The organism is Peribacillus sp. P4_D6 (assembly GCF_056401795.1).
The window spans coordinates 1-23,660 of sequence record NZ_JBFUIQ010000062.1 but is presented as its reverse complement, the minus strand read 5'-3'; the positions used below and the strand labels follow the sequence as shown (position 1 = coordinate 23,660).

23 protein-coding genes, 1 tRNA gene and 1 other annotated feature are annotated in these 23,660 nt (G+C 41.0%); all 24 genes read right to left on the bottom strand.

Annotated features, from left to right (window positions below; genetic code table 11):
• Window positions 1-126 precede the first annotated feature (126 nt).
• Window positions 127-1,395: an ATP-dependent protease ATP-binding subunit ClpX gene (gene clpX, locus AC1DVB_RS17225; protein ID WP_057276653.1), complete on the bottom strand. Its 1,269-nt coding sequence runs from the start codon at window positions 1,393-1,395 to the stop codon at window positions 127-129.
• A gap of 431 nt (window positions 1,396-1,826) precedes the next feature.
• Window positions 1,827-3,119, bottom strand: coding sequence for a trigger factor (tig, locus tag AC1DVB_RS17220; RefSeq protein ID WP_034308928.1), 1,293 nt, complete (start codon window positions 3,117-3,119; stop codon window positions 1,827-1,829).
• 184 nt (window positions 3,120-3,303) lie between these two features.
• Window positions 3,304-4,338 (bottom strand): tetratricopeptide repeat protein, encoded by a 1,035-nt coding sequence (locus AC1DVB_RS17215; protein ID WP_095679666.1) that lies wholly within the window; start codon window positions 4,336-4,338, stop codon window positions 3,304-3,306.
• A 156-nt stretch (window positions 4,339-4,494) separates the two neighbouring features.
• A complete protein-coding gene (gene leuD, locus AC1DVB_RS17210) occupies window positions 4,495-5,094 on the bottom strand; it encodes a 3-isopropylmalate dehydratase small subunit (RefSeq protein WP_034308930.1) in 600 nt (199 codons plus the stop codon).
• Window positions 5,095-5,122: 28 nt separating this feature from the next.
• A complete protein-coding gene (gene leuC / locus AC1DVB_RS17205) occupies window positions 5,123-6,532 on the bottom strand; it encodes a 3-isopropylmalate dehydratase large subunit (RefSeq protein ID WP_477590158.1) in 1,410 nt (469 codons plus the stop codon).
• Window positions 6,533-6,603: 71 nt separating this feature from the next.
• Window positions 6,604-7,716, bottom strand: a complete 1,113-nt coding sequence (gene leuB, locus AC1DVB_RS17200; protein WP_034308935.1) for a 3-isopropylmalate dehydrogenase — start codon at window positions 7,714-7,716, stop codon at window positions 6,604-6,606.
• A 15-nt stretch (window positions 7,717-7,731) separates the two neighbouring features.
• Window positions 7,732-9,267 (bottom strand): 2-isopropylmalate synthase, encoded by a 1,536-nt coding sequence (locus tag AC1DVB_RS17195; RefSeq protein WP_034308937.1) that lies wholly within the window; start codon window positions 9,265-9,267, stop codon window positions 7,732-7,734.
• Window positions 9,254-10,282: a ketol-acid reductoisomerase gene (gene ilvC / locus AC1DVB_RS17190; protein WP_063590489.1), complete on the bottom strand. Its 1,029-nt coding sequence runs from the start codon at window positions 10,280-10,282 to the stop codon at window positions 9,254-9,256. The genes AC1DVB_RS17195 and ilvC overlap by 14 nt, the downstream gene beginning before the upstream one ends.
• A gap of 42 nt (window positions 10,283-10,324) precedes the next feature.
• Entirely contained in the window at window positions 10,325-10,837 is a 513-nt protein-coding gene (gene ilvN / locus AC1DVB_RS17185) for an acetolactate synthase small subunit (RefSeq protein WP_034308941.1), read from the bottom strand.
• A 3-nt stretch (window positions 10,838-10,840) separates the two neighbouring features.
• A complete protein-coding gene (gene ilvB, locus AC1DVB_RS17180; RefSeq protein WP_477590155.1) occupies window positions 10,841-12,556 on the bottom strand; it encodes an acetolactate synthase large subunit in 1,716 nt (571 codons plus the stop codon).
• A gap of 117 nt (window positions 12,557-12,673) precedes the next feature.
• Window positions 12,674-12,932 (bottom strand) — a binding site (T-box leader).
• Between the two features lie 279 nt (window positions 12,933-13,211).
• Window positions 13,212-13,724 carry a M15 family metallopeptidase gene (locus AC1DVB_RS17175; RefSeq protein ID WP_230136397.1) on the bottom strand — a complete coding sequence of 171 codons (513 nt, stop codon included), beginning with the start codon at window positions 13,722-13,724 and terminating at the stop codon, window positions 13,212-13,214.
• 147 nt (window positions 13,725-13,871) lie between these two features.
• The gene (locus tag AC1DVB_RS17170; RefSeq protein ID WP_053535861.1) at window positions 13,872-14,147 is read right to left on the bottom strand and encodes a GNAT family N-acetyltransferase; all 276 of its coding nucleotides are present in this window, start codon (window positions 14,145-14,147) and stop codon (window positions 13,872-13,874) included.
• 679 nt (window positions 14,148-14,826) lie between these two features.
• A complete protein-coding gene (locus tag AC1DVB_RS17165; protein WP_258249734.1) occupies window positions 14,827-15,180 on the bottom strand; it encodes a YidH family protein in 354 nt (117 codons plus the stop codon).
• A 43-nt stretch (window positions 15,181-15,223) separates the two neighbouring features.
• Window positions 15,224-15,397, bottom strand: coding sequence for a hypothetical protein (locus AC1DVB_RS17160; RefSeq protein WP_164468799.1), 174 nt, complete (start codon window positions 15,395-15,397; stop codon window positions 15,224-15,226).
• A gap of 183 nt (window positions 15,398-15,580) precedes the next feature.
• Entirely contained in the window at window positions 15,581-15,859 is a 279-nt protein-coding gene (locus AC1DVB_RS17155) for a 2TM domain-containing protein (protein ID WP_057276659.1), read from the bottom strand.
• Window positions 15,860-15,998: 139 nt separating this feature from the next.
• Window positions 15,999-16,361, bottom strand: coding sequence for a GIY-YIG nuclease family protein (locus tag AC1DVB_RS17150; RefSeq protein WP_239858557.1), 363 nt, complete (start codon window positions 16,359-16,361; stop codon window positions 15,999-16,001).
• Window positions 16,362-16,379: 18 nt separating this feature from the next.
• Complete coding sequence (locus AC1DVB_RS17145; RefSeq protein ID WP_477590151.1) at window positions 16,380-17,135, bottom strand: DUF2087 domain-containing protein; 756 nt, start codon at window positions 17,133-17,135, stop codon at window positions 16,380-16,382.
• A gap of 1,024 nt (window positions 17,136-18,159) precedes the next feature.
• The gene (locus tag AC1DVB_RS17140; protein WP_034308956.1) at window positions 18,160-18,360 is read right to left on the bottom strand and encodes a hypothetical protein; all 201 of its coding nucleotides are present in this window, start codon (window positions 18,358-18,360) and stop codon (window positions 18,160-18,162) included.
• Between the two features lie 175 nt (window positions 18,361-18,535).
• Window positions 18,536-18,609: transfer RNA gene (locus AC1DVB_RS17135), tRNA-Arg, on the bottom strand.
• Window positions 18,610-18,782: 173 nt separating this feature from the next.
• Entirely contained in the window at window positions 18,783-19,295 is a 513-nt protein-coding gene (locus AC1DVB_RS17130; protein ID WP_057276662.1) for a metallophosphoesterase, read from the bottom strand.
• A gap of 2 nt (window positions 19,296-19,297) precedes the next feature.
• Entirely contained in the window at window positions 19,298-19,909 is a 612-nt protein-coding gene (locus AC1DVB_RS17125) for an XTP/dITP diphosphatase (protein WP_477590148.1), read from the bottom strand.
• Window positions 19,910-20,123: 214 nt separating this feature from the next.
• A complete protein-coding gene (locus tag AC1DVB_RS17120) occupies window positions 20,124-21,245 on the bottom strand; it encodes a Ger(x)C family spore germination protein (protein WP_249598620.1) in 1,122 nt (373 codons plus the stop codon).
• Window positions 21,242-22,717 carry a spore germination protein gene (locus AC1DVB_RS17115; RefSeq protein WP_477590146.1) on the bottom strand — a complete coding sequence of 492 codons (1,476 nt, stop codon included), beginning with the start codon at window positions 22,715-22,717 and terminating at the stop codon, window positions 21,242-21,244. Before AC1DVB_RS17115 ends, AC1DVB_RS17120 begins: the two co-directional genes overlap by 4 nt.
• On the bottom strand, window positions 22,714-23,660 hold a 947-nt coding region (locus AC1DVB_RS17110), incomplete at its 5' end, for an endospore germination permease (RefSeq protein WP_477590144.1). The genes AC1DVB_RS17110 and AC1DVB_RS17115, both read right to left, overlap by 4 nt.

Genomic DNA, 23,660 nt, shown 5'->3' with positions numbered 1-23,660 from the left:
GGAGTCTCGCACTTCCGCTCCAATCAACCTAAAATAGTTTCGTTTTAAAAACAACAATCTTTACGAAAAGAGCCAAAAACAAAAAGACTGCCAGCATTAACTGGCAGTCTTTCTTTTCCTTATAAATCAAGCAGATGTTTTCTTTTCTTGTCCTTTTATGGTTGTACCGTCTTTAAGGACGAGCTTTGGAGATTCATTTTTCGAAATCGTGCTGCCTGTGATTACACATTTTGCAACATCATCACGTGAAGGCAGATCGAACATCACTTCTAGGATGATGCCTTCGATGATGGAGCGCAGACCACGTGCACCAGTTTTGCGTTCAATTGCCTTTTTAGCAATTTCACTTAGCGCTTCCTGTTCGAATTCCAATTCAACATCGTCAAGCTCAAGTAATTTTTGATATTGTTTAACAAGGGCATTTTTCGGCTGTGTAAGGATTTCAATCAAAGCCGCTTCATCCAATTGCTCAAGAGTCGCAATTACCGGAAGACGTCCGATGAATTCCGGAATTAATCCGAAACGAAGCAAGTCTTCAGGAAGGACTTTGGAAAGCAATTCTTTTTCTGCAACATCATCCTTTTTCACGTCAGAGCCAAAACCAATGACTTTTTGCCCAAGACGGCGTTTGATGATCGGTTCGATGCCGTCAAAGGCACCGCCGCAGATGAACAAAATATTGGTCGTATCGATTTGGATGAATTCCTGATGTGGATGTTTACGTCCACCTTGAGGCGGAACGCTTGCAACCGTTCCTTCAAGAATTTTCAATAAAGCTTGTTGCACACCTTCACCAGACACGTCACGTGTAATGGAAGGATTTTCCGATTTACGGGCAACTTTATCGATTTCATCAATATAAATGATGCCTTTTTCCGCTTTTTCCACATCATAATCAGCTGCTTGGATTAATTTGAGAAGGATGTTTTCAACATCTTCCCCAACATATCCAGCTTCCGTCAAGGAAGTGGCATCAGCAATGGCAAAAGGAACATTGAGTAAACGTGCCAATGTTTGCGCAAGAAGGGTTTTCCCGCTTCCCGTCGGTCCGATTAGGGCGATGTTACTTTTAGAAAGCTCAACATCGTCGACTTTGCTATTGGAATTGATACGTTTATAATGGTTATAAACAGCTACAGCCAAAGATTTCTTTGCCTGTTCTTGTCCAATCACATATTCGTCAAGAATTTCGCGGATTTCCATAGGTTTAGGAACATCTCTGAATTCTACTTCTTCATCAGTTCCCAGCTCTTCCTCGACGATCTCCGTACAAAGTTCTATACACTCGTCACAAATATAGACACCTGGACCAGCAACCAGTTTACGGACTTGTTCTTGTGTTTTACCGCAAAAAGAACATTTTAACTGTCCTTTTTCATCATTAAATTTAAACATGTACGTTCACCCCTTTAAATACTCTTCCAACTCTATTACATAGCGGTACCTAATCGTAAAGAAAAAAACTAGGCACACATCTGCTTAAACATTCCAAAATCCCTAGTATGTTTTGCATTTTATCATGTTCTTGGAAGTTTAGTAACAAAAATGCTCACGGTCCGAGTTGTTAAATTAAGTACAATAATCAATCAATATGTATTTGCCCTTTACCAGCATGCCCAAAACTTCGGATTTTTAAAAGCAGGATTTGCTGTATAAATATGTATATGCGGTATTAGAACTAATCTACACCGAAATCCAAAAAAAATCAATCAGGAATTAACCGATATTTAAAATTTACACTAATTCTCAATATGTATAAAACAAGGCACGATTACTCGCGCCTTGTTTTTTTAAAGGAAATATTTAAATCTACTTATTTATAAAAATTATTTAGCGTCAACTGTTTTGCTGTTTTCTACCAAGAAGTCAATTGCTTTCTTAATTTTAAGATCGCCTTTGATTCCTTCTAAGTTTCCAAGAGCTTGTTTGATCGCGTCAACTTCCATATTGTACATAGTAGCCATTTGTGCAAGTTCAGCTTCTACATCTTCGTCAGTCGCTTCAAGTTTTTCAACTTCTGCGATTGCTTCAAGAGTAAGGCTCGTACGAACTTGTCCTTCAGCTTCTTCTTTCATTTGCGCTTTTAAAGCTTCTTCGTCTTGACCTGAGAATTGGTAGTAAAGTTCTAAATTAAGACCTTGAGATTGGATGCGTTGAGAGAACTCATTCATCATGCGGTCAACTTCGTTTGAAATCATTGCTTCAGGAACGTCGATTTCTGCACCTTCAACAGCTTTACCAATTACAGTGTTTTGGATGAAGTTTTCTTCTTCATGTTTTTTGTCATGCTCTAATTTATGTTTTGTTTTTTCTTTAAGTTCAGCCAAAGTTTCCACTTCGTCGTCGACATCTTTCGCGAACTCATCATCCAACTCAGGAAGTTGTTTTGTTTTGATTTCGTGAATTTTCACTTTGAATACTGCTGGTTTACCTGCAAGTTCAGCAGCATGGTATTCTTCAGGGAATGTAACTTCGATATCTTTTTCAGCGCCAGTTTCAAGACCGACAAGTTGCTCTTCGAATCCTGGAATGAAAGAGTTTGAACCGATTTCCAATGAATGGTTTTCTGAAGCTCCGCCTTCGAATGCTTCACCGTCAACGAATCCTTCAAAGTCAAGAACAACCGTATCGCCTTCAGCGACTTGTCCTTCTTCTTTAACGACAAGTTCAGCTTGACGCTCTTGTAAAGTTTTCAATTCGTTTTCAACATCTTCGTCAGTTACTTCAGTATTGAATTTTTCAACTTCAACACCTTTGTAATCTCCCAATTTAACTTCAGGCTTAACTGTTACAGTTGCAGTGAAGATCAGGTTTTCGCCTTTTTCCATTTTCTCGATGTCGATTTCTGGACGATCTACAGGCTGAATTCCAGCTTCTTCGACAGCATTTGCGTAAGCATCTGGAAGAATGATATCAAGCGCATCTTGGTAAAGTGATTCTACGCCGAATTTTTTTTCGAACATTTGACGTGGCATTTTACCTTTACGGAAGCCAGGTACATTTACTTGTTTCACTACTTTTTTGAAAGCTGCGTCTAAACCTTCGTTTACTTTTGCAGCGTCAACTTCAATTGTTAGTACGCCTTGATTACCTTCTTGTTTTTCCCATTTTACAGACATGTGTTTCCCTCCAAAAATCTATATACTTCAATAATAAGCATTGGATGATTATGCTTTGCAAGTGTTAACAAGTCATCCTTCAAATATACCCCCAAAATAATGGGGAAATCGTCAAAATTAGACGAATTATACATTACAACCACTACATTATACCACAGGATTAATCTGTTACAACAGCAATAGCTTAAATAATAGGATAAGAAATTTCTTCAATTTCTTTTATATAGGAAAGAATATCCGCAATGCTTTCCTCATCTGCCTGGTAAAGATCCGCTAAGTCCCTCACGGAAACTTCCCCGGTCATGTACTCTTCCGCCAAGGCATGGTAGGCAGCTGCCCATGCAGGCAAGCTTTCAGGCCCTGGTTCAAAAGGAAACAATAAAAAAGAATGACGTTCAATCAAACTATGGACCATTTCATATAAGCTCGGATTATCCTGGCTGATTTCCTCTTCGGCCAGTCCGGTCACCATCTTATAGAAGTCCGTCTCCTTCAAACTTTTCAATTCCCTTGGGATGACCGACTTCGATTGATTGAATTTCCTCACCGTCATTTCCTCGTTATACTCCTGGTCGATAAGGATGTTAAGGAGCATCGTTTTGAAGAAAGGATGTCCCTCATCTTTTTGTAGAAATTCTTCGATTTGAGGGATAAATGGTCGAATATTGATATTCGTGAGTTTTGAAATGACCATAAGCATTTCATTATCCGTTTTCCCTTCAAAAAGTTCATCCTCCTGCATTTCCTCTGAAAGCTGTTGATTTTGCCTTTCTTTCTCTTCTTTTTTATCCTCAAGGGCCCTTTTACTGAACTGAAGCATCTTTTCGAAATGTTCCTCTTTATCAAAGGGAATTTGGTTTTCTTCAAATAACAGTTCGATCGTCGTGACCATTTCCTGATGCTCGCCTAATTGCAGCAGTACCATCAAATAAATATTGATCAGTTGAAAATAGTCGCCGATGCCTTTATTCAGCATCTCTATACACAACTCTTTTGCCTCCTGGTAATACTCAAGTTCAACTAGTGAGACCACCAGTCCCATGCAAACTTCATCATTTTCGGGCTCATACTCCCTAGCTTGGCTGAAAAGCTGTGCAGCCGCTTTAAAGTTCCTGTTACCAAGCTCATCCAGTCCTTTTACAATCAGCCTCTCACCGAGATTTGGAAAGGCGATAATCTTTGTTTCTCCGGCCTTCTTTTGGTTGTTCTCATCATCCATCCTATTTTCCGCCTCACCGTTCGCTTTTTGAGAAACAGTTTAGCATGTAATAGCTGGAAACACAAAAATTTATATGGGCGGATACCTTCTTTCCCGATAAAAAAAATCCCGTATCCTTTCAAATAAGAAAGGATAACGGGAAATGACTTTTTTCTATTAAATACTCGATACAGCCTTTTTTTGAGATTCATAGGCAGAAATCTCTTTATCATATTGAAGCGTTATCGAAATTTCATCCCAGCCTTTGACGAGCATTTCCTTCCAATATGGATGAATTTCAAAGCTCGTTTCAAACCCTTGACCATCTTTCAATGTCTGATTGGGAAGGTCGATAGTCAGCTCATAATCAGGTGCTGACACTCTCTCCATTAAATAGTTTACTTCAGTCTGGGTCAAAGCGATGGGGACCATGCCATTTTTCATACAATTACTTTTAAAGATATCAGCATAAGACGGAGCGATGATGATATCGAACCCGTAGTCTTTCAAAGACCAAGGGGCATGCTCACGGGACGAACCGCAGCCAAAATTTTCACCTGCTATTAATATGGACGTGTTTTGATTATGGGGCTGATTCAATTCAAAATCAGGACGTTTCTTCCCGGTTTCATCAAAACGCCAGTTATAGAATAAAAATTCGCCAAATCCGCTTCGCTCAATCCTTTTTAAAAATTGTTTTGGAATGATTTGGTCCGTATCCACGTTTTTACGGTCAAGTGCCGCCGCTCTTCCTTTATATATAGTAATGGGTTCCATTTTCTGCACCTCCGGTTAATTCGTATTCTTATTGGACTTGTTCAGTTCTTTTCAAATTCCTAATATCGACAAATTTCCCATGAATGGCGGCCGCGGCAGCCATAGCCGGACTAACCAGGTGTGTTCTTGCCCCAGCGCCTTGCCTGCCTTCGAAGTTCCGATTGCTTGTGGAGGCACAATGCTCGCCTGCCGGAACCACGTCAGGGTTCATGCTCAGGCACATGCTGCAGCCCGATTCGCGCCATTCGAAGCCAGCAGATTTGAAAATTTCATCCAACCCTTCATCTTCCGCTTGCCTTTTGACGCTTTGTGAACCGGGAACGACCATCGCCCGAACCCCTTTTTGAACAGTTTGGCCATCGATCATTCCTGCGGCTTGCCTTAAGTCCTCAATGCGTGAATTGGTACACGATCCTATGAATACATGTTGTACGGGAATTTCCGTGATCGRCATCCCTTCCTCAAGGCCCATATACTCAATGGCTCGATTCAGTTCCTTAGGATCCATGATATCCTCTGCGAGGGTAGGTACTTTTCCGTCCACGCCACTAGCCATTCCAGGATTTGTCCCCCAGCTGACCATTGGTGAAATCAGGCTGCCATCAAGAATGATTTCTTGGTCATAAACAGCATCCTCATCACTGGAAAGTGACTTCCAGTCCTGAACACATTGCTCGAACTCTTCTCCTTTCGGCAAATATTTACGGCCTTTCAAATAAGAGAACGTTGTTTCATCAGGAGCTACCAGCCCTGCTCTTGCCCCGCCTTCAATCGACATATTGCAGACCGTCATTCTTTCTTCCATTGACATATCCCGGAAAACTTCCCCGCAATACTCAATGATATGTCCCGTACCGAAATCGACGCCGAATTTGGAAATTACATATAAAATGACATCTTTCGCCATCACGCCATGACCAAGCTTGCCATTGACCTCAAGCTTCAATGTTTTGGGTTTTGTTTGCCATAGGGTTTGTGTGGCCAAAACATGCTCGACCTCACTCGTACCGATTCCAAATGCAATCGAGCCAAACGCACCATGCGTGGAAGTATGACTGTCTCCGCAGACAATCGTCATCCCTGGCTGTGTAAGCCCTAATTCAGGCCCGATAACGTGAACGATACCTTGATCCGGACTGTCTAAATCAGCAAGGCGGATACCGAACTCCTTACAGTTTTGCTCAAGCGCCTCTAGTTGTTTCCTTGCAATATCATCCTCGATGAAATAGCGATTAACGGTTGGCACATTATGATCCATTGTCGCGAAAGTACGATCGGGTCTCCTGACTTTCCGTCCTTTTAATCTCAATCCTTCAAATGCTTGCGGAGAGGTCACTTCATGAATATATTGTAGGTCTATATAAATTAAATCCGGTTTATTCTCCTCTTCATTTACAATATGGCGATCCCATATTTTCTCTATTATCGACTTACCCATCACTATCCCACCTCGATCAATCTTGTATTTTTTTTAAAAAACACGGCCTAATGTTAGGCCGTGAAAGAAGTTTATGCATAAGCTCCCATGATGTTGGAAATGGCTTCCTGGTCTAAAAGGTTTGCTTTTATTTCTGCAATCATCTCAGAGGTAGACGTAATTGTCGGTTGGCCATTTGCGATATCGCCTGTTCTCAAGCCATATTCAAGGACCGTTTCCACCGCCTGTTCAACTGCTTTCGCCTCATCTTCCAAACCAAAGGATAGACGCAGCATGGAAGCCGCCGATAAAATCGTCCCAATCGGATTAGCCAGGTTTTTGCCTGCGATATCCGGGGCAGAGCCATGAATCGGTTCATATAGATTAGGACCATTAGTTGATATGGAGGCGGAAGGAAGCATTCCAAGCGAGCCAGTCAATACCGACGCTTCATCGCTTAAAATATCGCCGAACATATTCTCCGTCACGATAATATCAAATTGTTTCGGGTTTTTGATCAATTGCATGGCTGCATTATCAACAAGCATATGTTCAAGGATTACATCCGGATAGTCCTTGGCAATTTCTTCAGCCGTCTCACGCCACATCCTGCTGGATTCAAGAACATTCGCTTTATCCACGGAAGTTACTTTTTTCTTGCGCTCCGATGCTAATGAAAAAGCAAGTTCGATGATGCGCTTCATTTCGCTTTTCTGATAGAAAAGTGTATCGACGACCGCTTCTTTCCCTTCTTTTTCAACGCGCTCACTTGGCTTTCCGAAATAAAGGCCGCCAGTTAGTTCCCTGACAATCACGAAATCCACATCTTCAATGAATTCCTTCTTAAGAGGAGAAGATTCCGACAAGCTGGAATAATAGCTGATTGGACGGATGTTAGCATAAAGATTCAAATCTTTTCGGATTTTCAACAAACCTCGTTCCGGTCTTAGGTGCGCAGGCTGGTCATCCCACTTAGGTCCTCCAACGGCCCCTAATAATACCGCATCGCTGTTTTTACAAATCTCCACTGTTTCATCCGGCAGGGGTGAACCTGTGCTATCGATGGCCCCTCCGCCAATCTCACCATATTGAAATTCAAAATCGTGTCCATATCTTTGGGCAACGGCTTCGAGGATTTCTACAGCGCCTCTTGTTACTTCTTTCCCGATGCCATCTCCTTGAAGCACCGCAATATTCCTTTTCATCGAAATCTCCCCTTCCTATTGTAATACTGCTTTTTCTTCCAGTTCCTTCATGATGATCACACGGTTAACAGCGTTCAAATACGCTTTGGCGGATGCTTCCAAGACGTCCTGATCAAGACCCCTGCCGCTTGTTTCCACACCGTTATAATCAATTTTCACAAAAACCTGTGCGAGGGCATCCATTCCGCCCCCCACCGATTGAATTCGATAGTCCAGCAAGTTGATCTCTTTGCCCAAACATCTTTCAAGCGTGTTGTATAGGGCTTCTACACTTCCTGCACCTGTAGCCGCTTCCTGAATCTCTTCATTATCGCCTTTTTTCAGTGTGACCGTTGCAGTCGCCGTCTGATGGGTGCCATGTGAAATCTGTAAGGAAATCATGTCATAGAAACTGATATCCGTCGCTTTCTCTTCAAGCACCAGCGCAACGATATCTTCATCCGTCATGGTCTTTTTATTATCGGCCAATTCCTTGAACTGGACGAATAATGAGTTCATTTCCTCATCCGTCACCGTAAAATTCAACTCTTGTAATCTTTCTTTGAAAGCATGGCGTCCTGAATGCTTTCCTAAAACGAGTGAATTGGACGAAACCCCGACGAGTTCAGGTGATATGATTTCATATGTCGTTTTTTCTTTTAACACGCCATCCTGGTGAATGCCTGATTCATGTGCGTAAGCATTGGCACCAATAATGGCTTTATTAGCAGGAACTTGCATTCCCGTAAGGCGGCTGACCAAATCACTGGTCCTTTTAATTTCATTCAATACAAGACCCGTTTCCGCTTGATAGAAATCTTTACGGATGTAGAGTGCCATGGCCACTTCTTCAAGTGCCACGTTTCCGGCACGTTCACCAATTCCGTTGATTGTGCCTTCGACTTGCGTAGCCCCGCCTTCGATGGCAGCCAATGAATTGGCCGTCGCCATTCCAAGATCGTCATGACAGTGTGCAGATAAACTAACTTTTTCAATAGAAGGAACATGTTCACGAAGGTATCTGAAAATGTTGCCATATTCGATTGGAGCTGCATACCCTACTGTATCCGGGATGTTAATGACCTTGGCACCAGCCTGAATGACCGCTTCAACGATTTCAGCCAAGTAGTCAAGTTCCGTGCGGCTTGCATCTTCTGCAGACCATTGTACGATCGGAAAACGCGCTGCTCCGTACTTAACCATTTCAACCGACCTTTCAATCACTTGCTGCTTAGACATTTTCAACTTATATTCACGATGAATGGGCGAAGTGGCGATGAACGTATGCAATCTTGGTTCTGCGCCGCCCCTTAATGAATCCCAAGCTGCATCGATATCTCCTTTTACAGCACGCGCCAGCCCTGTGACAGAGCTRTTTTTGATTTTGCGCGCGATTTCCTGTACGGAGTTGAAATCCCCTTTGGATGCTGCCGGAAAACCGGCTTCGATTATATCAACACCCAATCTTTCAAGCTGATAAGCAATTTCAAGTTTTTCGGTAAAATTTAAATTTACACCGGCGGATTGCTCCCCATCACGAAGTGTGGTTTCAAATATATTAATTTTTCGCAACGGCTACCACTTCTTTCTCTTTTTGTTGAGGTTTTACGAATGGCATCATTTTTCTTAATTCACGGCCAACCACTTCGATTTGATGTTGGTTTTCACGATTATTGATCGCATTGAAGACTGGACGATTCGCTTGGTTTTCCAAGATCCATCCTTTAGCGAACTCACCGTCTTGGATGTCTTTCAAGATCGCTTTCATTGCCTCTTTCGTAGTTTCCGTCACAACGCGTGGTCCAGAAACGAAATCTCCCCATTGAGCTGTGTCAGAGATGGAATAGCGCATGTTTTCCATACCGCCTTCATACATAAGGTCGATGATTAACTTAAGTTCATGCAAACACTCGAAATATGCTACTTCCGGTTGATATCCTGCTTCTGTCAAGGTTTCGAATCCAGCTTTCACAAGGGCAGTCAATCCGCCGCAAAGTACAGCTTGCTCTCCAAATAGATCCGTTTCCGTTTCTTCCTGGAAAGTGGTTTCCAAACCGCCAGCTCTTAAAGAACCAATTCCCCGAGCGTACGCAAGTGCCAATTCTCTTGCTTCACCCGTAACATTTTGATAGATGGCGAACAATGCCGGCACCCCTGCCCCTTGTTCATATGTACGGCGAACAAGATGTCCCGGACCTTTTGGAGCGACTAATAAAACATCTACGTCTGCCGGAGGAACGATTTGATTGAAATGTACGTTGAATCCGTGTGCGAACATTAACGCTTGACCTGCACGCAATACCGGTTTGATTTCTTCTTGGTATACTTTCGGCTGAGTTTCATCCGGTAATAGGTTCATGATCACGTCTGCCTGTTCAGCTGCTTCCTTCACTGTGAAAACATTAAAGCCGTCTTCCACCGCTTTATCGAAGGATTTACCTTTCCTGATTCCGATGATTACATCTACACCGCTGTCACGTAGGTTTTGAGCGTGTGCGTGTCCTTGTGAACCATATCCGATTACCGCTACCTTTTTATTGTTGAAGAAATTCTCGTTTGCTTCTGCGTTATAATATACTTTTGCCATAATAATTACATCTCCCTTTTCATCATTGTTTTTGTTTTTGTTTTATACGATTGTCGCACTCTTAGCGTGTGCAATTTGCATTCCACGCGGGATGGCGGCAGTCCCTGTCCTTGCCAATTCCTTGATGCCATATGGTTTGATCAGTTCAATGAAAGCTTCGATTTTATCCGATTCCCCTGTAATTTGGACGGTCACGCTATCTTTACTGACATCAATAACTGAAGCTCGGAAGGGTTCGATGACTGAATAAATCTCGGCTCGGGTTTGTGTAGTCACCAATATTTTAATGAGTGCAAGTTCCCTCGCCACAATCGATTGATTCGTAATATCATATACTTTCAAAACATCGATCTGCTTATTCAGCTGCTTGGTGATCTGTTCAATGACAGTTTCGTCATCGACATCGACCACAAAGGTCATCCTTGAAATGCCATCCTGTTCGGAAGGTCCGACAGTCATGCCTTCAATGTTATAATTTCTTTTCGTAAACAGGTTCGTAATCCGATTAAGGACGCCTGGCCGGTTATTCACGGTGAGGCTAAGAATTCCCTTCATTGATTAAACTCCTTCCATTTCATCTAGCCCTTTTCCTTGTGCTACCATCGGAAAGACATTTTCGTTTTGTTTGACCCGGAAATCAATCAATACTGGACCATCAGTCTTTAACGCTACATCCAGGCAGTTGMTTGCTTCTTCCTCCGTCGTCACCTTATATCCCGGAATTCCATAGGCATCGGCCAATTTCACGAAATCCGGATGCGATTGAAAAATACTGTGTGAAAAACGGTTATCATGAAAGAGTTCCTGCCACTGTCTTACCATTCCTAGTGCACCGTTATTGACGATGATGATTTTAATTGGCAGATTCATTTCAGCAATGACCGAGAGTTCCTGCAGGCACATCTGGAATCCACCATCCCCCGATATGGAAAGCACCGTCGCTTTCGGATTCGCCAGCTGCGCTCCGAGAGCCGAAGGTAAGCCAAAGCCCATCGTCCCCAATCCACCGGAAGTGACCCATGAATTCGGTTTGTTAAATGGATAGTACTGTGCTGCCCACATTTGATGCTGTCCAACATCGGTCGTAACAATGGCCTCCCCATTCGTTTTTTCATGAAGCATCTGGATGACCCGCTGAGGTTTCAATACGCCTTCTTCATGGGTATAGCGCAATGGGAACTCTTCATTCCATGCAGTAAGCTGTGTTGTCCATTCATCAATTTCCGATTTCTTGCCATTTTGCGCAATCAATTCAGAGAGTGCTTCTTTAGCACTTCCGACAACTGGAATTTTTGTCGGAACATTTTTACCGATTTCGGCTGGATCAATATCGATATGGGCAACCGTTGCGTGCTGTGCGAATTTCGCTAGATTCCCAGTCAATCGATCATCGAACCTTGCACCGATATTGATTAATAGATCACATTTCGCTAACGCCATGTTTGCTGCATAGCAGCCATGCATACCACCCATTCCGATAAAGAGTGGATGTTCCGCCGGAAAGCCCCCAAGACCCAATAAAGTGTGGACGACGGGGATGCCTTGCTGCTCGACATATTCCTTTAATAGATGGGAGGCCTTTGCATGCAGGACACCTGCCCCTGCAAGAATGACCGGTCTTTTCGCCCCGCTTACGGCTTCAACAAGCTTTCTGATCTGTAAGTAATTCGGCTTGGTCGTCGGCTGATAGCCAGGGAGATTCATTTCTGGCTCCTCATCCGTCGATACACCTTCCAAAATGGCCATGTCCTTAGGTATATCAATCAATACTGGACCGGGCCGGCCGCTGGAAGCGATATAAAACGCTTCTTTTATGATGCGCGGAAGGTCTTCCGGCTTCCTTACCTGATAGTTATGTTTTGTGATCGGGGTAGTAATCCCCAGTACATCCGCTTCCTGGAAAGCATCCGAGCCGATTACACTGGTAGCTACCTGACCTGAAATTACAACTAGCGGCAAAGAGTCGATCATTGCATCGGCCAAACCAGTGACGATGTTCGTTGCCCCTGGACCGGATGTGACGATGACCACTCCCGGCTTGCCGGTAATCCTGGCGTATCCTTCCGCTGCATGAATCGCACCTTGTTCGTGCCTTGTCAAAATATGAAAAAGTTCTGAACTGTAAAGTTTGTCATAAATCGGCAATACAGAACCTCCTGGATAACCAAAGATGACATCAACATTTTCCTTTTTCAATGCTTCCAGCAGAAATTCGGCACCACTATAATGTGTCTTTCCACTTTTCCGATCAGCAACAACTGACTTTTGTGTCATTTCGTAAAAAACCTCCTTCGCTTTCCTAATTGATTTTTTTCTAAAAATTCAGAATTTTCAGCTTTTTAAGCATACAAAAAAGCCTTTTCACCCCAAATGTACTTGCACTCGGCAAGATAAAGGGGTGAAAAGGCTTGATGAGCCACTCCACGGTACCACCCTTTTTCGCATGAAACTCCATGCGCACTTTGAATAGACTACACTATTCTCTGTTTTGGTAACGGGTACTGGTACGCACCCGTTCAGCTCTACTAGTCAGACGTTCAAGCTGAAACTCCAAGGTGAGTTCATCTTTCGGGACAATACCGGCTCTCAGCTACCCGGCTCTCTGTGACTGCCTTTTTAAAAGACTACTTATCCTCTTCAATGCTTTTCGCATTATTCATATTTTTCGAAACGCTTATGTTTGATGTCTTGTATTTGTGATTATCTTACGTGTATTTCAGGTAGTAGTCAACAGGTTTTTTGAAATTTTTTGATAATTCTAAATTGAAAGATTTGTTGTATCCGCTTACATACCTATCATGGCCACATTTTATAAAAAAAGTTTTTTCAATTTTTAATTTTTAAAAACACCGGATATCCCAATTAAATGATTCATGTCACGCATCATCCACATGATGTCAGTCACAGTATCGGAGCCCTAAAAAAAGAATCATCCATTTTCCCTTTCAGCCTCATTTTCACTGATTGCGGACGCCGCTCTTGATATAAGATTCGGCCGCCATCCCTTTTGAAGATCTCTCGTTGATAAACCGCCTGACATTCCAAGGTGAGGAAAATCACGGAACAATTCAAAATCCCCTCCCCAAACAAATCCCAGGGATTTTGCTATGGCTGCCACCCTTGTCCACTTCTCGCCCTCTGTCCACAGTGCCCGCTTGCCGTCATCACTAAGGATGACAAAATCGACTGCAAGGCCATAGTTATGCAAGGATTGCCCCCCTCTAGCATAAGTCACGATTGGCTTGGATTTATCCGTTCTGCCTCGTTCATACAGTTCATGTTGTTCCCGGAAACTTCGATAACCAGACGTTATTTGAACAAATATCCCCGCTTCATAAGCTAATTTCACCACTTCGAGTATCGTCTCGTTCACGACCGGGTTCATACCGCTTCCCATGTTTTCCTTTGCGTGATTCAATAGGGTTTGTAATTTGATGGCCATCCTAGCACCTCCCCTATATTAAATGCAAACATAACTGCAGGAGGAAAGGCTTTACCATTATTTTATTGGGGGTATAAAGATTATCTAAAAAATAAAAAAAGGCTGAACATAGGAGATATTAATCATCCCCTAAGTCAGCCCTCCGGTTCATTTAGCCAATACATCCTCGTATTCTGCATTTTTTTCAAATTGTTTTTGAACGAACGAACATACCGGAACAATTTTCAGGTTTTCCTCCCTTGCGAATCCTATGATCTTTTCAACTAGGGCATTTCCTACCTTTTGCCCGCGAAGCTTGTCAGAAACAACGGTATGATCGACCGTGATTTCATCATCACCTGATTTAAAGAATGTAATTTCCGCTAGTTTCTCACCAGATTCTTCGACAAAAAAAGAACTTTCACCTTTTTTGATATCCACCATCATGATGACCTCCTTTTCATTCCTCTTTATCATATCTCACAAAAAGGAAATTAAACAAATATTTAAAACGTGATTGAAATTGAATAAAGCAAGTACTTTCAAGGTTTATAAAGTTAGGAATTACCCATGTGAAGTTTATTTACAAACCGATGATGGTTTATATTTTAAAAGGAAGGCAAAAGACAAAACTTGATCGATCTTTTCCCTACGCTTATATACCCTTCCGGTTCAAATTTCACCATGTTTAACTATTTCAATTTGTCTACAGAAGGGGGTTCAAAAACGTATCTTTCATAAAATGATGCTCACGAAACCAACGGACCTAAAGTACCCAATACCTTTAACTCCTATAGTATCATTTCTATCTGATTTTCATAACGAAGTTGATTGTAGAGGAAGGTGCTCGACTCCGCAGGCTCACCTAGGCCGCCCGCGGAAAGCGAGTGCCTGGATCGGAAATCCACGCCCAAATTGTAACCGCCATAGCATTACAACAAACACGTTTTCTTCGAATTAGTCTAAGTCTGAATGATTCTTTCATAACCTGAAATACAGTGTTTTTCAAGCTTTCGTTTTTTGATGGCATTAAATTGATGGAAGAAATCTTTCCGTAATGATGTAAGAATAAGTATATAATAGCAGAAACTGAAAAAACTGCCCTATTCAGGTTAGGACAGTTTTAAATGAAAACAAAATATAAAATGATCATCGATAACAATATGACCATAAAAACGGCGATTAGAATTACGTGCGCACTTGAAGACTGGAACGTCCCTTCATTGATTTGCCGTTTCTTCTGAAGATAACCGATTGTCGCCAGAACGGTAATCACAAGTCCCAATGCACACGCAAACATCCCCAGCACGATGCTGATCAAGTCAATCCAGGCATCCCGATGCACACCAATCGTAAAATGCAGGCTTGTCGCAAGAAAGCCAACTCCCACTATTGCAATCACCGTTCTTATCCATGCCAAGAAGGTGCGTTCATTAGCCAGATGCTGCTGGGCATATTTCAATTGGTTTTTCTCCATGTCATCACCTTAATCGAGCGTTTTTATCAAATGGTAAAATCAGTCATCTTTTCAGGAGCGAAAAGGCCCTGAACATTGACCCGGCAAACATTAGCCCTGCACCGCCGAGCAATAAATATATACATAGAGTTTTATCAATAACATTCAAAGGATAAAGCAAGGCCCCCAGCGCCATGATTGCCCCTATTCCCGTTATGGTCCATCCTATTTTTTTCATTCGCAACTCCTAAGATTAATTATTATTTAGTGAAGGTCCTCCACGGGTTTCCCCCTTTTTCATAGACAGGTCCCTCATTACTAGCTTAAACCATTTAAAAACTTACAACAAGTGAGATCCACCGATTATTTTTCCCACAAAAAAAGAGCCACAAATGACCCCCTGTTTTGAACACACCCAAATTCAGCCGTTCTTTTTATCCTTTTCCATATATTCTTTTATTTTTCTTTCTTCCCACTCAGACCCGAAGTTTCCTTGTGCAAGAATGGTAATTCCATGTATCAGAACACCAATCCCCCACCCACCGAGGGGATAAAGGAACCACCAATAACCAGGATCCGTCAAAAGGTTAATCGCAATCAACATGACATTCACCAATACATACACCATTATATGAATGTAGAATGCCTTAAGGTTTTCAACCCTTTTTTTCGCCCGTAGATATCCATCTCCATTTTCCATCTCAGCACCCCCTAATCATAAACACTTAAATATATTACCATCTGCTTCCATAATACCTTATTTTTCATAAAGAAATAAGAATGAAATGCATCAAAGGTAAATCGGGAGCCGGGAATCAAGGAGAATCCCTAAAGGCCACTTATAAGTCAGCGGGTTTCATTCTATTGTATCCCCGTTCTTCGTAAGGCTGTATTTTTTCCATCCACTTTTCTTCAAGTTTTTTCAATTCCCGTTTAGCATCAAAAAACCCTGTTTCTTTTGACTTCAAGACCTCCAGTACCTCAAAAGAAAAAGCATCTTTCCCATATTGGTTCCACTCGCTTTGCAGCACTTTATTGGTGTTTGTCCCGACTTCCAATTCAAATTGTTTCCCCTTCAACGTCTTTAAATTCCTGGTGCTTCCGATAAAGACTTTATTATTTACCGTATTTCTGATTTGGTATACCCCTGCTTCAACCTTCGTTTCTTTATATAATTGCTTCAATTCTTTTTTACGATCCATCTTTCTTGCCCCCAGTCATCATTTCTTCAGCCAATATTGGCTCCCATCAGGCTTTCTATCCAAGAATCCATATTCTATTAAGTATCTTCTCAAAAGAACATGATCATGATAAATCGCACCCAATATTTGATTGATTTCCTTTTCTTCGTATTTCCGCTCATTTTCAAAACGGTTCATAATTTCTTGGAGAATGATCAGCCTTTGTTTTTCCTTTAGCGGAAAAGACTTTAATGCATCCTGACTGCCTTTAGGGAAGTATTTTTTCAGTACAGTCACCTTTTCATCCTCAGTAACGTTATAACGATCATCGACCATCCTTGCTTTTTGATGAAGCGGGATAAATGCCGGCGCGTGTTCATCTTTATCTTTCAAAAGTTCCATCAGGGCTAAAAACAACTTAGCCTGACGCTCTTTCTCTTTCAACACAAAACGATGGTTCCGAATCGTGGAAGGACTGCCAATTCCCATTTCCTCCTGAACCTCAGCATCATTTTTCCCTTGGTAAAAAAGGCGAAGGAGACGGTTTTGATGGTCGGTGAGACCTGTAAGTTTTTTATCGAGATCAATCAAGTATTCAAAAACCGAGCTGTGCGCATGTTCAATATGAATGCGCATATACCTCTTCGCTTCATAAAGAACTCCATCTTTCGGGTATACGATCCCCTTTTCAACTGCATTTCCACACAGCAAACAAACATATTGATTCTCACCTTCGATGTACCCTTGTTTAAGCTCATCCTGAGATGCGCTCCAAAACATTTCCGCGTCCTTCATTAAACAAACACTTCCCTATAAAGTTTATAATATAATAAACATAATATTGATTTGTTTGTATTATGTCAATGTTTTTTCTGTTTTTTTATAACCCCGGCAAATTTTGGCCTTCTTAGTCAGAGGAGCTTCATAACATAAAGCTGACAAGGGATTTCACCTTCCATTTTACGGTTCCCATGGCACTATGCCGATATAGTATCATGAGTAATAAGCGGAATTTCCCCAATAATATGCTTTATAAACGTGAATAAGCTTTAGAGGAGGATATCTTATCGAAAGAGGAAAACGAGGCGATCCCATCGATCCATAACACCGATTTACACATGGCATTACAACATGTATCCGAACAATTCAAGGTCTCACGATCGAATCACTTATACAAAAACAATCGATGCAGCTGAGTGAAGCTGATGAAAAAAGTTCACCCGTCGAAGAATTGAATACGGCAATAATCAAAAACCGTGAAATCATAAAAAAAATCTCCAAACCTTAAATAGAATTTGATATCGAAAAAAAGACATCCAAGTATGGATGCCTCAGCTGCTGACAAAATTCGATGTAAGTCGATTTCACCTACAGTTTTTTTAGCTTGTACAAATTGAACGTTACCCTAGACACTGCTATTCCCGCAGGAGTCTCGCACACCCAACCCAATCAACTATGTTTAAAAATTCAGATAGAAATCTTTTTGCCTACAGTTTTTTATTTGAGAAAGTTGGAGTTGATTTCAGAAATTCGCTCTCTTTCCGCCGAATGTCTGCCAAGTCGCATTAAAGCAAGCACTTTTGGTGTCTCGGCTGCCAGTTATTCGGCAGTAGCGCTGTGCAAATTTCTTAAATCCAGTGAGGATTACAGTTAAGAACATAAAGACCTGAGCAGTTTATCGACCTATACCACACAATATTCGACCGTTCATGAATTTTTTTAACCCTCACCTCACTGTTCGGTCTCCGATTCCCATTTTGTCGGCGAAGGATGTTTTATGAAATTCCTAATAAAAATCCTTCGCAGAGCTCATTAAGTATTAGCTAGGCACAAATTTAAGTATTCCTTCCAGATAAACACCTTTTTCTTTTCGTTTACATTCCCTCAACTTGATTCTTCCTTCTTTTTCCAACTCCTTGGCTAATTGGACCACTTCTGTTCCATCTTCGGTTATTTCGACTGAGAAGAAATTGCCCCGAGTGGAAGTTTGAATGAACTTGAATAATCTATCTTTATTCATTTAAACATCTCCTTATTTATTACAAGTTCGACATAAATGGTCATCCACCTGCGATAAATATAAATAAAAAATTTCATGGTTAAAAGGATGCAAATCAAAATGACCCTCGTTAGCTTAAACACCCAAAAAAGTAAAAAAGCCAAAACCTTTAGAAGGTTTTGGCTTTTTAAGTTAGTGTCCCAGGAGAGATTCGAACTCCCGACCGACGCCTTAGAAGGGCGTTGCTCTATCCAGCTGAGCTACTGAGACGTTTATGATATAAGTTGCGGTAAAACTTATGTATTACCTTAACTGTTCCCTTAGGACACTTCTTATTATAGTAGGATATCAAAAGGAAGTCAACGGTTTTTCAAAAAAAGTTTTTTTCTTTTTTTAAGAACCAGGAAGCGGGGAAAAACGCTTCCTGTTCATTATACATGAAGTCATTCCATTTGATAAGCATTTCTTAGATCCTCAACGATTTTTCCTTCAAGGTCATAATAGATGATTTCAAGTTGGTCATTTCCAATCTCCAAAATGGCATAGGTTTTCTCTTTTCGTCCCCGCGGCTGCCGTATGCTTCCCGGGTTGATGAAGAGCTTGCCGTCAATCCACTCCGACCCTGGAGCATGGGAGTGACCAAAGCAAATAATATCCGCCCCTGTCTCCTCACTTTTATAAGATAGGTTCATCAAGGTCATATTTATGTTATAGAGGTGTCCATGCGTAACGAAGAAACGCTTGCCTGAGATATTCTCCACAATATCATCCGGATATGCCGAATCATAGTCGCAATTCCCGCCAACGGCCAAAAACTCCGCCATGTGAGGATCATTTCTTTCCAACTCTGAATCACCGCAATGGATCATGGCGGCGACCTCTTGTTTATGACGCTCGGCAATCATGCTGATTTCATGAGTTAAGCCATGACTGTCACTCATTATTAGCACTTTCATCGTCACATTCCTTCTTCCCTTTTTAGAAATAGATCAAGTTTTTCATCTAGAGCCCTCAACGCGTTGGCACGGTGGCTGATTTGGTTTTTTTCCTCTTTTGTCAATTCAGCGTTTGTTTTGCCCTGTTCCTCTACAAAAAAGATTGGATCATAACCAAATCCATTCGTTCCTGAGGGCTGTTCCGTGATCAAGCCTTCCATCGTTCCCGATACCGTAATCGTTTCCTGGTTGGGTGACGCTAGTGCCAAGGCGCAATAAAATCTCGCCGTCCTAGCCTCTTTTGGCACGCCTTCCAGTTCGCGGAGGACTTTTTCCGTGTTTGCTTCATCACTCTTGGCCTCTCCAGCATAGCGGGCAGAATAAACGCCTGGACGGCCCTCCAATGCATCTACAATCAATCCGGAGTCATCAGCAATGACAAAGTGGCCTAGCTGATGGGCAATGGCCTCTGCCTTCAGGATCGCATTTTCTTCAAAGGTCGTGCCTGTTTCCTCCACATCCGGGGCATCCGGTACTTCGAGAAGTGTTTTGACTTCATAACCTTTAGCAGAAAATAAGCTTTCGAACTCCTTGGCTTTCCCTTTATTTTTCGTTGCAATGATTACTGTCTTCATTTTCATTTCACCCTTTTTCATTTTATCGGCACGGGAGCTCTTTTGGGGCTGAGAAAGAATTTGCTGTCATTCGTCATATGTAAAAGCCGCTTCTTCTCCAGTGCCAACGGACGGATTCAACTCTGCCTATCATGATCAACAACAGCCGCTGAATTTTCCAGATAAGTTAAGTCTAACACAACTCCCTCACCTGCAATAACCTGAAACTTATAAACTAACGTTTGTAATTTTCACTATGTTCAATATGGATATTAACTTTTATATCATTTATTGAAGTCTTATCAAAGGAATTAATAATTTTATTATCCCACTTATTGACATGGTATCTGTATGCCTTTTCACTTATGTTAAAAAGGTCTGTATTGATTTTTTCCCCCGTCTCCAATGTCTTCAAAATATCTTGCTTAATTTTTATTTCTACCTTTTTTTCGATTTTTCCCATATCCAGGTTGTCTAAATTTTGTTTCAATATCCCATTTGCTTTAACTTCTAAATCATATAAGGGTTTCTTTTGTTGTTCCAATACTTTGATGTTTGTTTTGGGGTCCATGATTTCAACACTTACCTTTTGTTTATTCAGGGAAAAAAACATGACTGTCGCCTTATTTTCAACCCATTTCATACCAGTCAAATCTTGTTTACTTACGAACCCTTTATACTGTTGTTTTGATAAAACATAGCCGCCATTCAACGTTGGTATCTTTTTTTCTTTCCCCCTGTCTGTGTAATGATGCTCATTTATTACCATAGAGGGAATTAAAATGGAACCAACCGGTTGATAAAATTTCGAAACCAGTTCACTGAATTTTAACGGGGAAATGAAATAGTTTTCATTAATAACGGTCTCTGGCCTTTGAATGATCGTGAATAAGTTAGGAAGATTAAAGAAACTATCACCGTTAAACACCTTTTTAATATCCTCGTTTGTAACAAACAGCCATGAATTGTATCGCAATAAGGGCTCTTTCCCTACATATTCAATGAAATCCTTCATTTTCTTATTGATTACATCCTCACTTAAAATGAAGGAGTTAACATGCCCGATATAAAGTGGCAATGCTGCATTTTGTTCCAATTCAGTAAATGCTTCTTCGATACTTTCCCCTTTACCTTTCCCAATGACAACACCAGTTTTTTCTTGTAATGCTGTGGCTCCCTCTTGTTTTGCTATATCCGCAAAATTCAATGCTTGAAAGTATAAGATGAATTCACCCTCTTTATAATCGATCCCTAGAGCGGATCCATATGTTTGAGCTTGAATTTCCTTCATTCCCCAGCAGCCTGTCGTCAATAAAAGTTGACAGCCAATTACCATGACTGCAATTAGCTTTCTCATTTGTCCGACTCCTTTTGCGATTCATTATCACTGGATTGTAGAGCTTGATTCCTCTGCCTTAACATCCCATACGGAAGCTTGAATAAGACTTTTAACATGTCCGATTTATTTGGTTTGGAAAATGGATTCACAAAAGGCTGTCCGAAACTTTCCAAGGAAACCACAACAATCAAGATAAGAAATATTCCCATGAAGAATCCAAACAAGCCTAGAAATGCTGAACATGCAAATATGAATAACCTTATAAGAACGATATTCCCAGCGATATTCTGATTGATTAGGGTATAGCTTGAGAGAACTGTAACAGCAATTACTACGAGCATGGAGGGTGAAGTCAGCCCTGCCCGAATCGCTGCATCACCTATAATCAATCCACCCAATACAGAAACCGTCGGACCAACAGCTTTTGGCATGCGCAGACCGGCTTCTTTAAATAGTTCAAACAATATGATCATTACGAATGCCTCCAAAGAAGCAGGTATGGGTAATCCCTGTCTCGTGATTGAAATCGTCGCAAGAAGCGAAAAGGGAATTTGATCGAATTGATAGGTAACCAACGCTATAAAAAATCCCGGTAACGTAACCGTTACAAATAATGAGACTACACGAATGATGCGCATAAAACTAATGTAAAAAAAGCTTGCATGTGCGTCATCGGCAGCATAAAGTAACTGATTAATACTCGTTGGTCCAATCAAGCTTGTGGGATTCCCGTCTACTAGGATGGCAAAGCGCCCTTGATTCAAGGATTCAACAACATAGTCCGGTCGACCGATATACTCCATTAAGGGGAAAATGGAAAATTGAGTATCATATAAGAGTTCTTCAACTTGGTAACTGCTGACTATGATATCAGCCTTTAATGAATCCAATCGTTTTTTAACATCCAAAAGAATCGAGGGATTGATAATGTCATCAATATATAGCAGCAATATTTTAGTTTTACTTCTTTTCCCGATTGTATATTCTATACATTTAAGTGATGCCGTTTTTAACCTCTGGCGAATTAAAGACATGTTATCCGCTATATTCTCAACGAATCCATCCCTAGGTCCCCGAATGGAAGATTCTATATTGGATTCTTCCGGACTGCGCTTAGGGGAATTAGCTAATGGGGTATGGTAAATTTCGTTGGAAGTTTCATTAATAATGATCAGGTCTCCTGAAAAAAGAATGCTTTCTACTCCATCTTTTAAATCGGAGCCCTTTTTAAGCGTACTGATCTCCATGATATTGCTTAATTGATCAATTGTTAATTCGCCATTTTCTTGAACCGCTTTAGATATTGTAGGCAGAATCACTTCATTGATGAATGGCATATCCACTAAGTTTGGCGCATATAAAAATCCCAACAAATAACGACCTTCATTATCAAAAGTTTTTGTTCTTAAAACAACATCGGAAGAATGTTCGAACCATTTTCGGATTTGGTCAATGTAAGAAGGAGTACCATTCAAATTTCCCTTCTTCATAATGTTTCACCTTTTCCTTTTCCCTTTTTAAAAATAATAAATAACAGTATAATTGCAGCACTAAAAAGAAACAGACTGCTTATTGGAAAGAAATATTTGTATATAAGATTAAAAAATGAAGTAGCATCCCAATGGATTAGCGTTCCAATAACAATTAACAAATATAGTGAAAGCAGGATCCACTTCTGATGTTTTGAATTCGAGATTAACTTATAGCCTATAAATAAACATAAACTTATTCGGATCATGGCACCTGAAAGCCATTGGAAAATGGAAAGGAAATCGAGTCGAGTAATATAATAGCCAAATCTTAGCAACTTCCACTGTTCGTAAGCCGGATTCCTCATTTTCACTGCTTCCACAGAACCAAATTCTGCCATTGCTCCCATGAGGGGGCCTAACGTCAGCATGATKAGGCTAATACCAACCAGTAAAAGCCACTTGGCTTTTAGCTTGTTTTTCAAGTAAGGAGTCAAAAATAAAAAAACGATGATTTCTAAATATCCTGCACTCGTATACAGCATTCCATTTAGTGTATGGCGATACCCGCTTTCAAATATCGGGAACAATAATTCGTAATTCTTATTACTCGTGTTCCCCAGCCCCACAAATATCCCCAAAATAGTGACGACCGGAAGAAATAGGAGAGCCAAAGTACTTATGGTGCGTATTCCTTTATAACTTGCAAAAATACAAATAAAAGTGAATAGGCTGACGACTACGATGTTTGGAATGTCATGAGTATAATTAGCTTTTGCCCAAATCAATGTAAATTTGACGGTTATGAAGGCGTTAATTATAAAGTACAAGCCAAATGCTATCGTGAAAATATATGTAACAAAAGGTGTAGACCATTTTTTCAGAAAAGAGATTATATCTTCTTTATCTAGTTTTTTATAAATATAAAAAATAAATAGTGTCCAAACGATACATGGAACAACAC

Coding starts and splice junctions, on each gene's coding strand:
- leuB (WP_034308935.1), bottom strand. CDS start 7,716: ATGAAAAGGAATATTGCGGTGCTTCAAGGAGATGGCATCGGGAAAGAA.
- AC1DVB_RS17160 (WP_164468799.1), bottom strand. CDS start 15,397: ATGAAAAAAATAGGATGGACCATAACGGGAATAGGGGCAATCATGGCG.
- AC1DVB_RS17165 (WP_258249734.1), bottom strand. CDS start 15,180: ATGGAGAAAAACCAATTGAAATATGCCCAGCAGCATCTGGCTAATGAA.
- AC1DVB_RS17155 (WP_057276659.1), bottom strand. CDS start 15,859: ATGGAAAATGGAGATGGATATCTACGGGCGAAAAAAAGGGTTGAAAAC.
- AC1DVB_RS17125 (WP_477590148.1), bottom strand. CDS start 19,909: ATGAAGACAGTAATCATTGCAACGAAAAATAAAGGGAAAGCCAAGGAG.
- ilvN (WP_034308941.1), bottom strand. CDS start 10,837: ATGAAGGGAATTCTTAGCCTCACCGTGAATAACCGGCCAGGCGTCCTT.
- clpX (WP_057276653.1), bottom strand. CDS start 1,395: ATGTTTAAATTTAATGATGAAAAAGGACAGTTAAAATGTTCTTTTTGC.
- AC1DVB_RS17115 (WP_477590146.1), bottom strand. CDS start 22,717: ATGAAGAAGGGAAATTTGAATGGTACTCCTTCTTACATTGACCAAATC.
- AC1DVB_RS17140 (WP_034308956.1), bottom strand. CDS start 18,360: ATGAATAAAGATAGATTATTCAAGTTCATTCAAACTTCCACTCGGGGC.
- AC1DVB_RS17215 (WP_095679666.1), bottom strand. CDS start 4,338: ATGGATGATGAGAACAACCAAAAGAAGGCCGGAGAAACAAAGATTATC.
- AC1DVB_RS17130 (WP_057276662.1), bottom strand. CDS start 19,295: ATGAAAGTGCTAATAATGAGTGACAGTCATGGCTTAACTCATGAAATC.
- AC1DVB_RS17150 (WP_239858557.1), bottom strand. CDS start 16,361: ATGGATCGTAAAAAAGAATTGAAGCAATTATATAAAGAAACGAAGGTT.
- leuD (WP_034308930.1), bottom strand. CDS start 5,094: ATGGAACCCATTACTATATATAAAGGAAGAGCGGCGGCACTTGACCGT.
- tig (WP_034308928.1), bottom strand. CDS start 3,119: ATGTCTGTAAAATGGGAAAAACAAGAAGGTAATCAAGGCGTACTAACA.
- AC1DVB_RS17120 (WP_249598620.1), bottom strand. CDS start 21,245: ATGAGAAAGCTAATTGCAGTCATGGTAATTGGCTGTCAACTTTTATTG.
- AC1DVB_RS17175 (WP_230136397.1), bottom strand. CDS start 13,724: ATGGCCATCAAATTACAAACCCTATTGAATCACGCAAAGGAAAACATG.
- AC1DVB_RS17170 (WP_053535861.1), bottom strand. CDS start 14,147: ATGGTGGATATCAAAAAAGGTGAAAGTTCTTTTTTTGTCGAAGAATCT.
- ilvC (WP_063590489.1), bottom strand. CDS start 10,282: ATGGCAAAAGTATATTATAACGCAGAAGCAAACGAGAATTTCTTCAAC.
- AC1DVB_RS17145 (WP_477590151.1), bottom strand. CDS start 17,135: ATGAAGGACGCGGAAATGTTTTGGAGCGCATCTCAGGATGAGCTTAAA.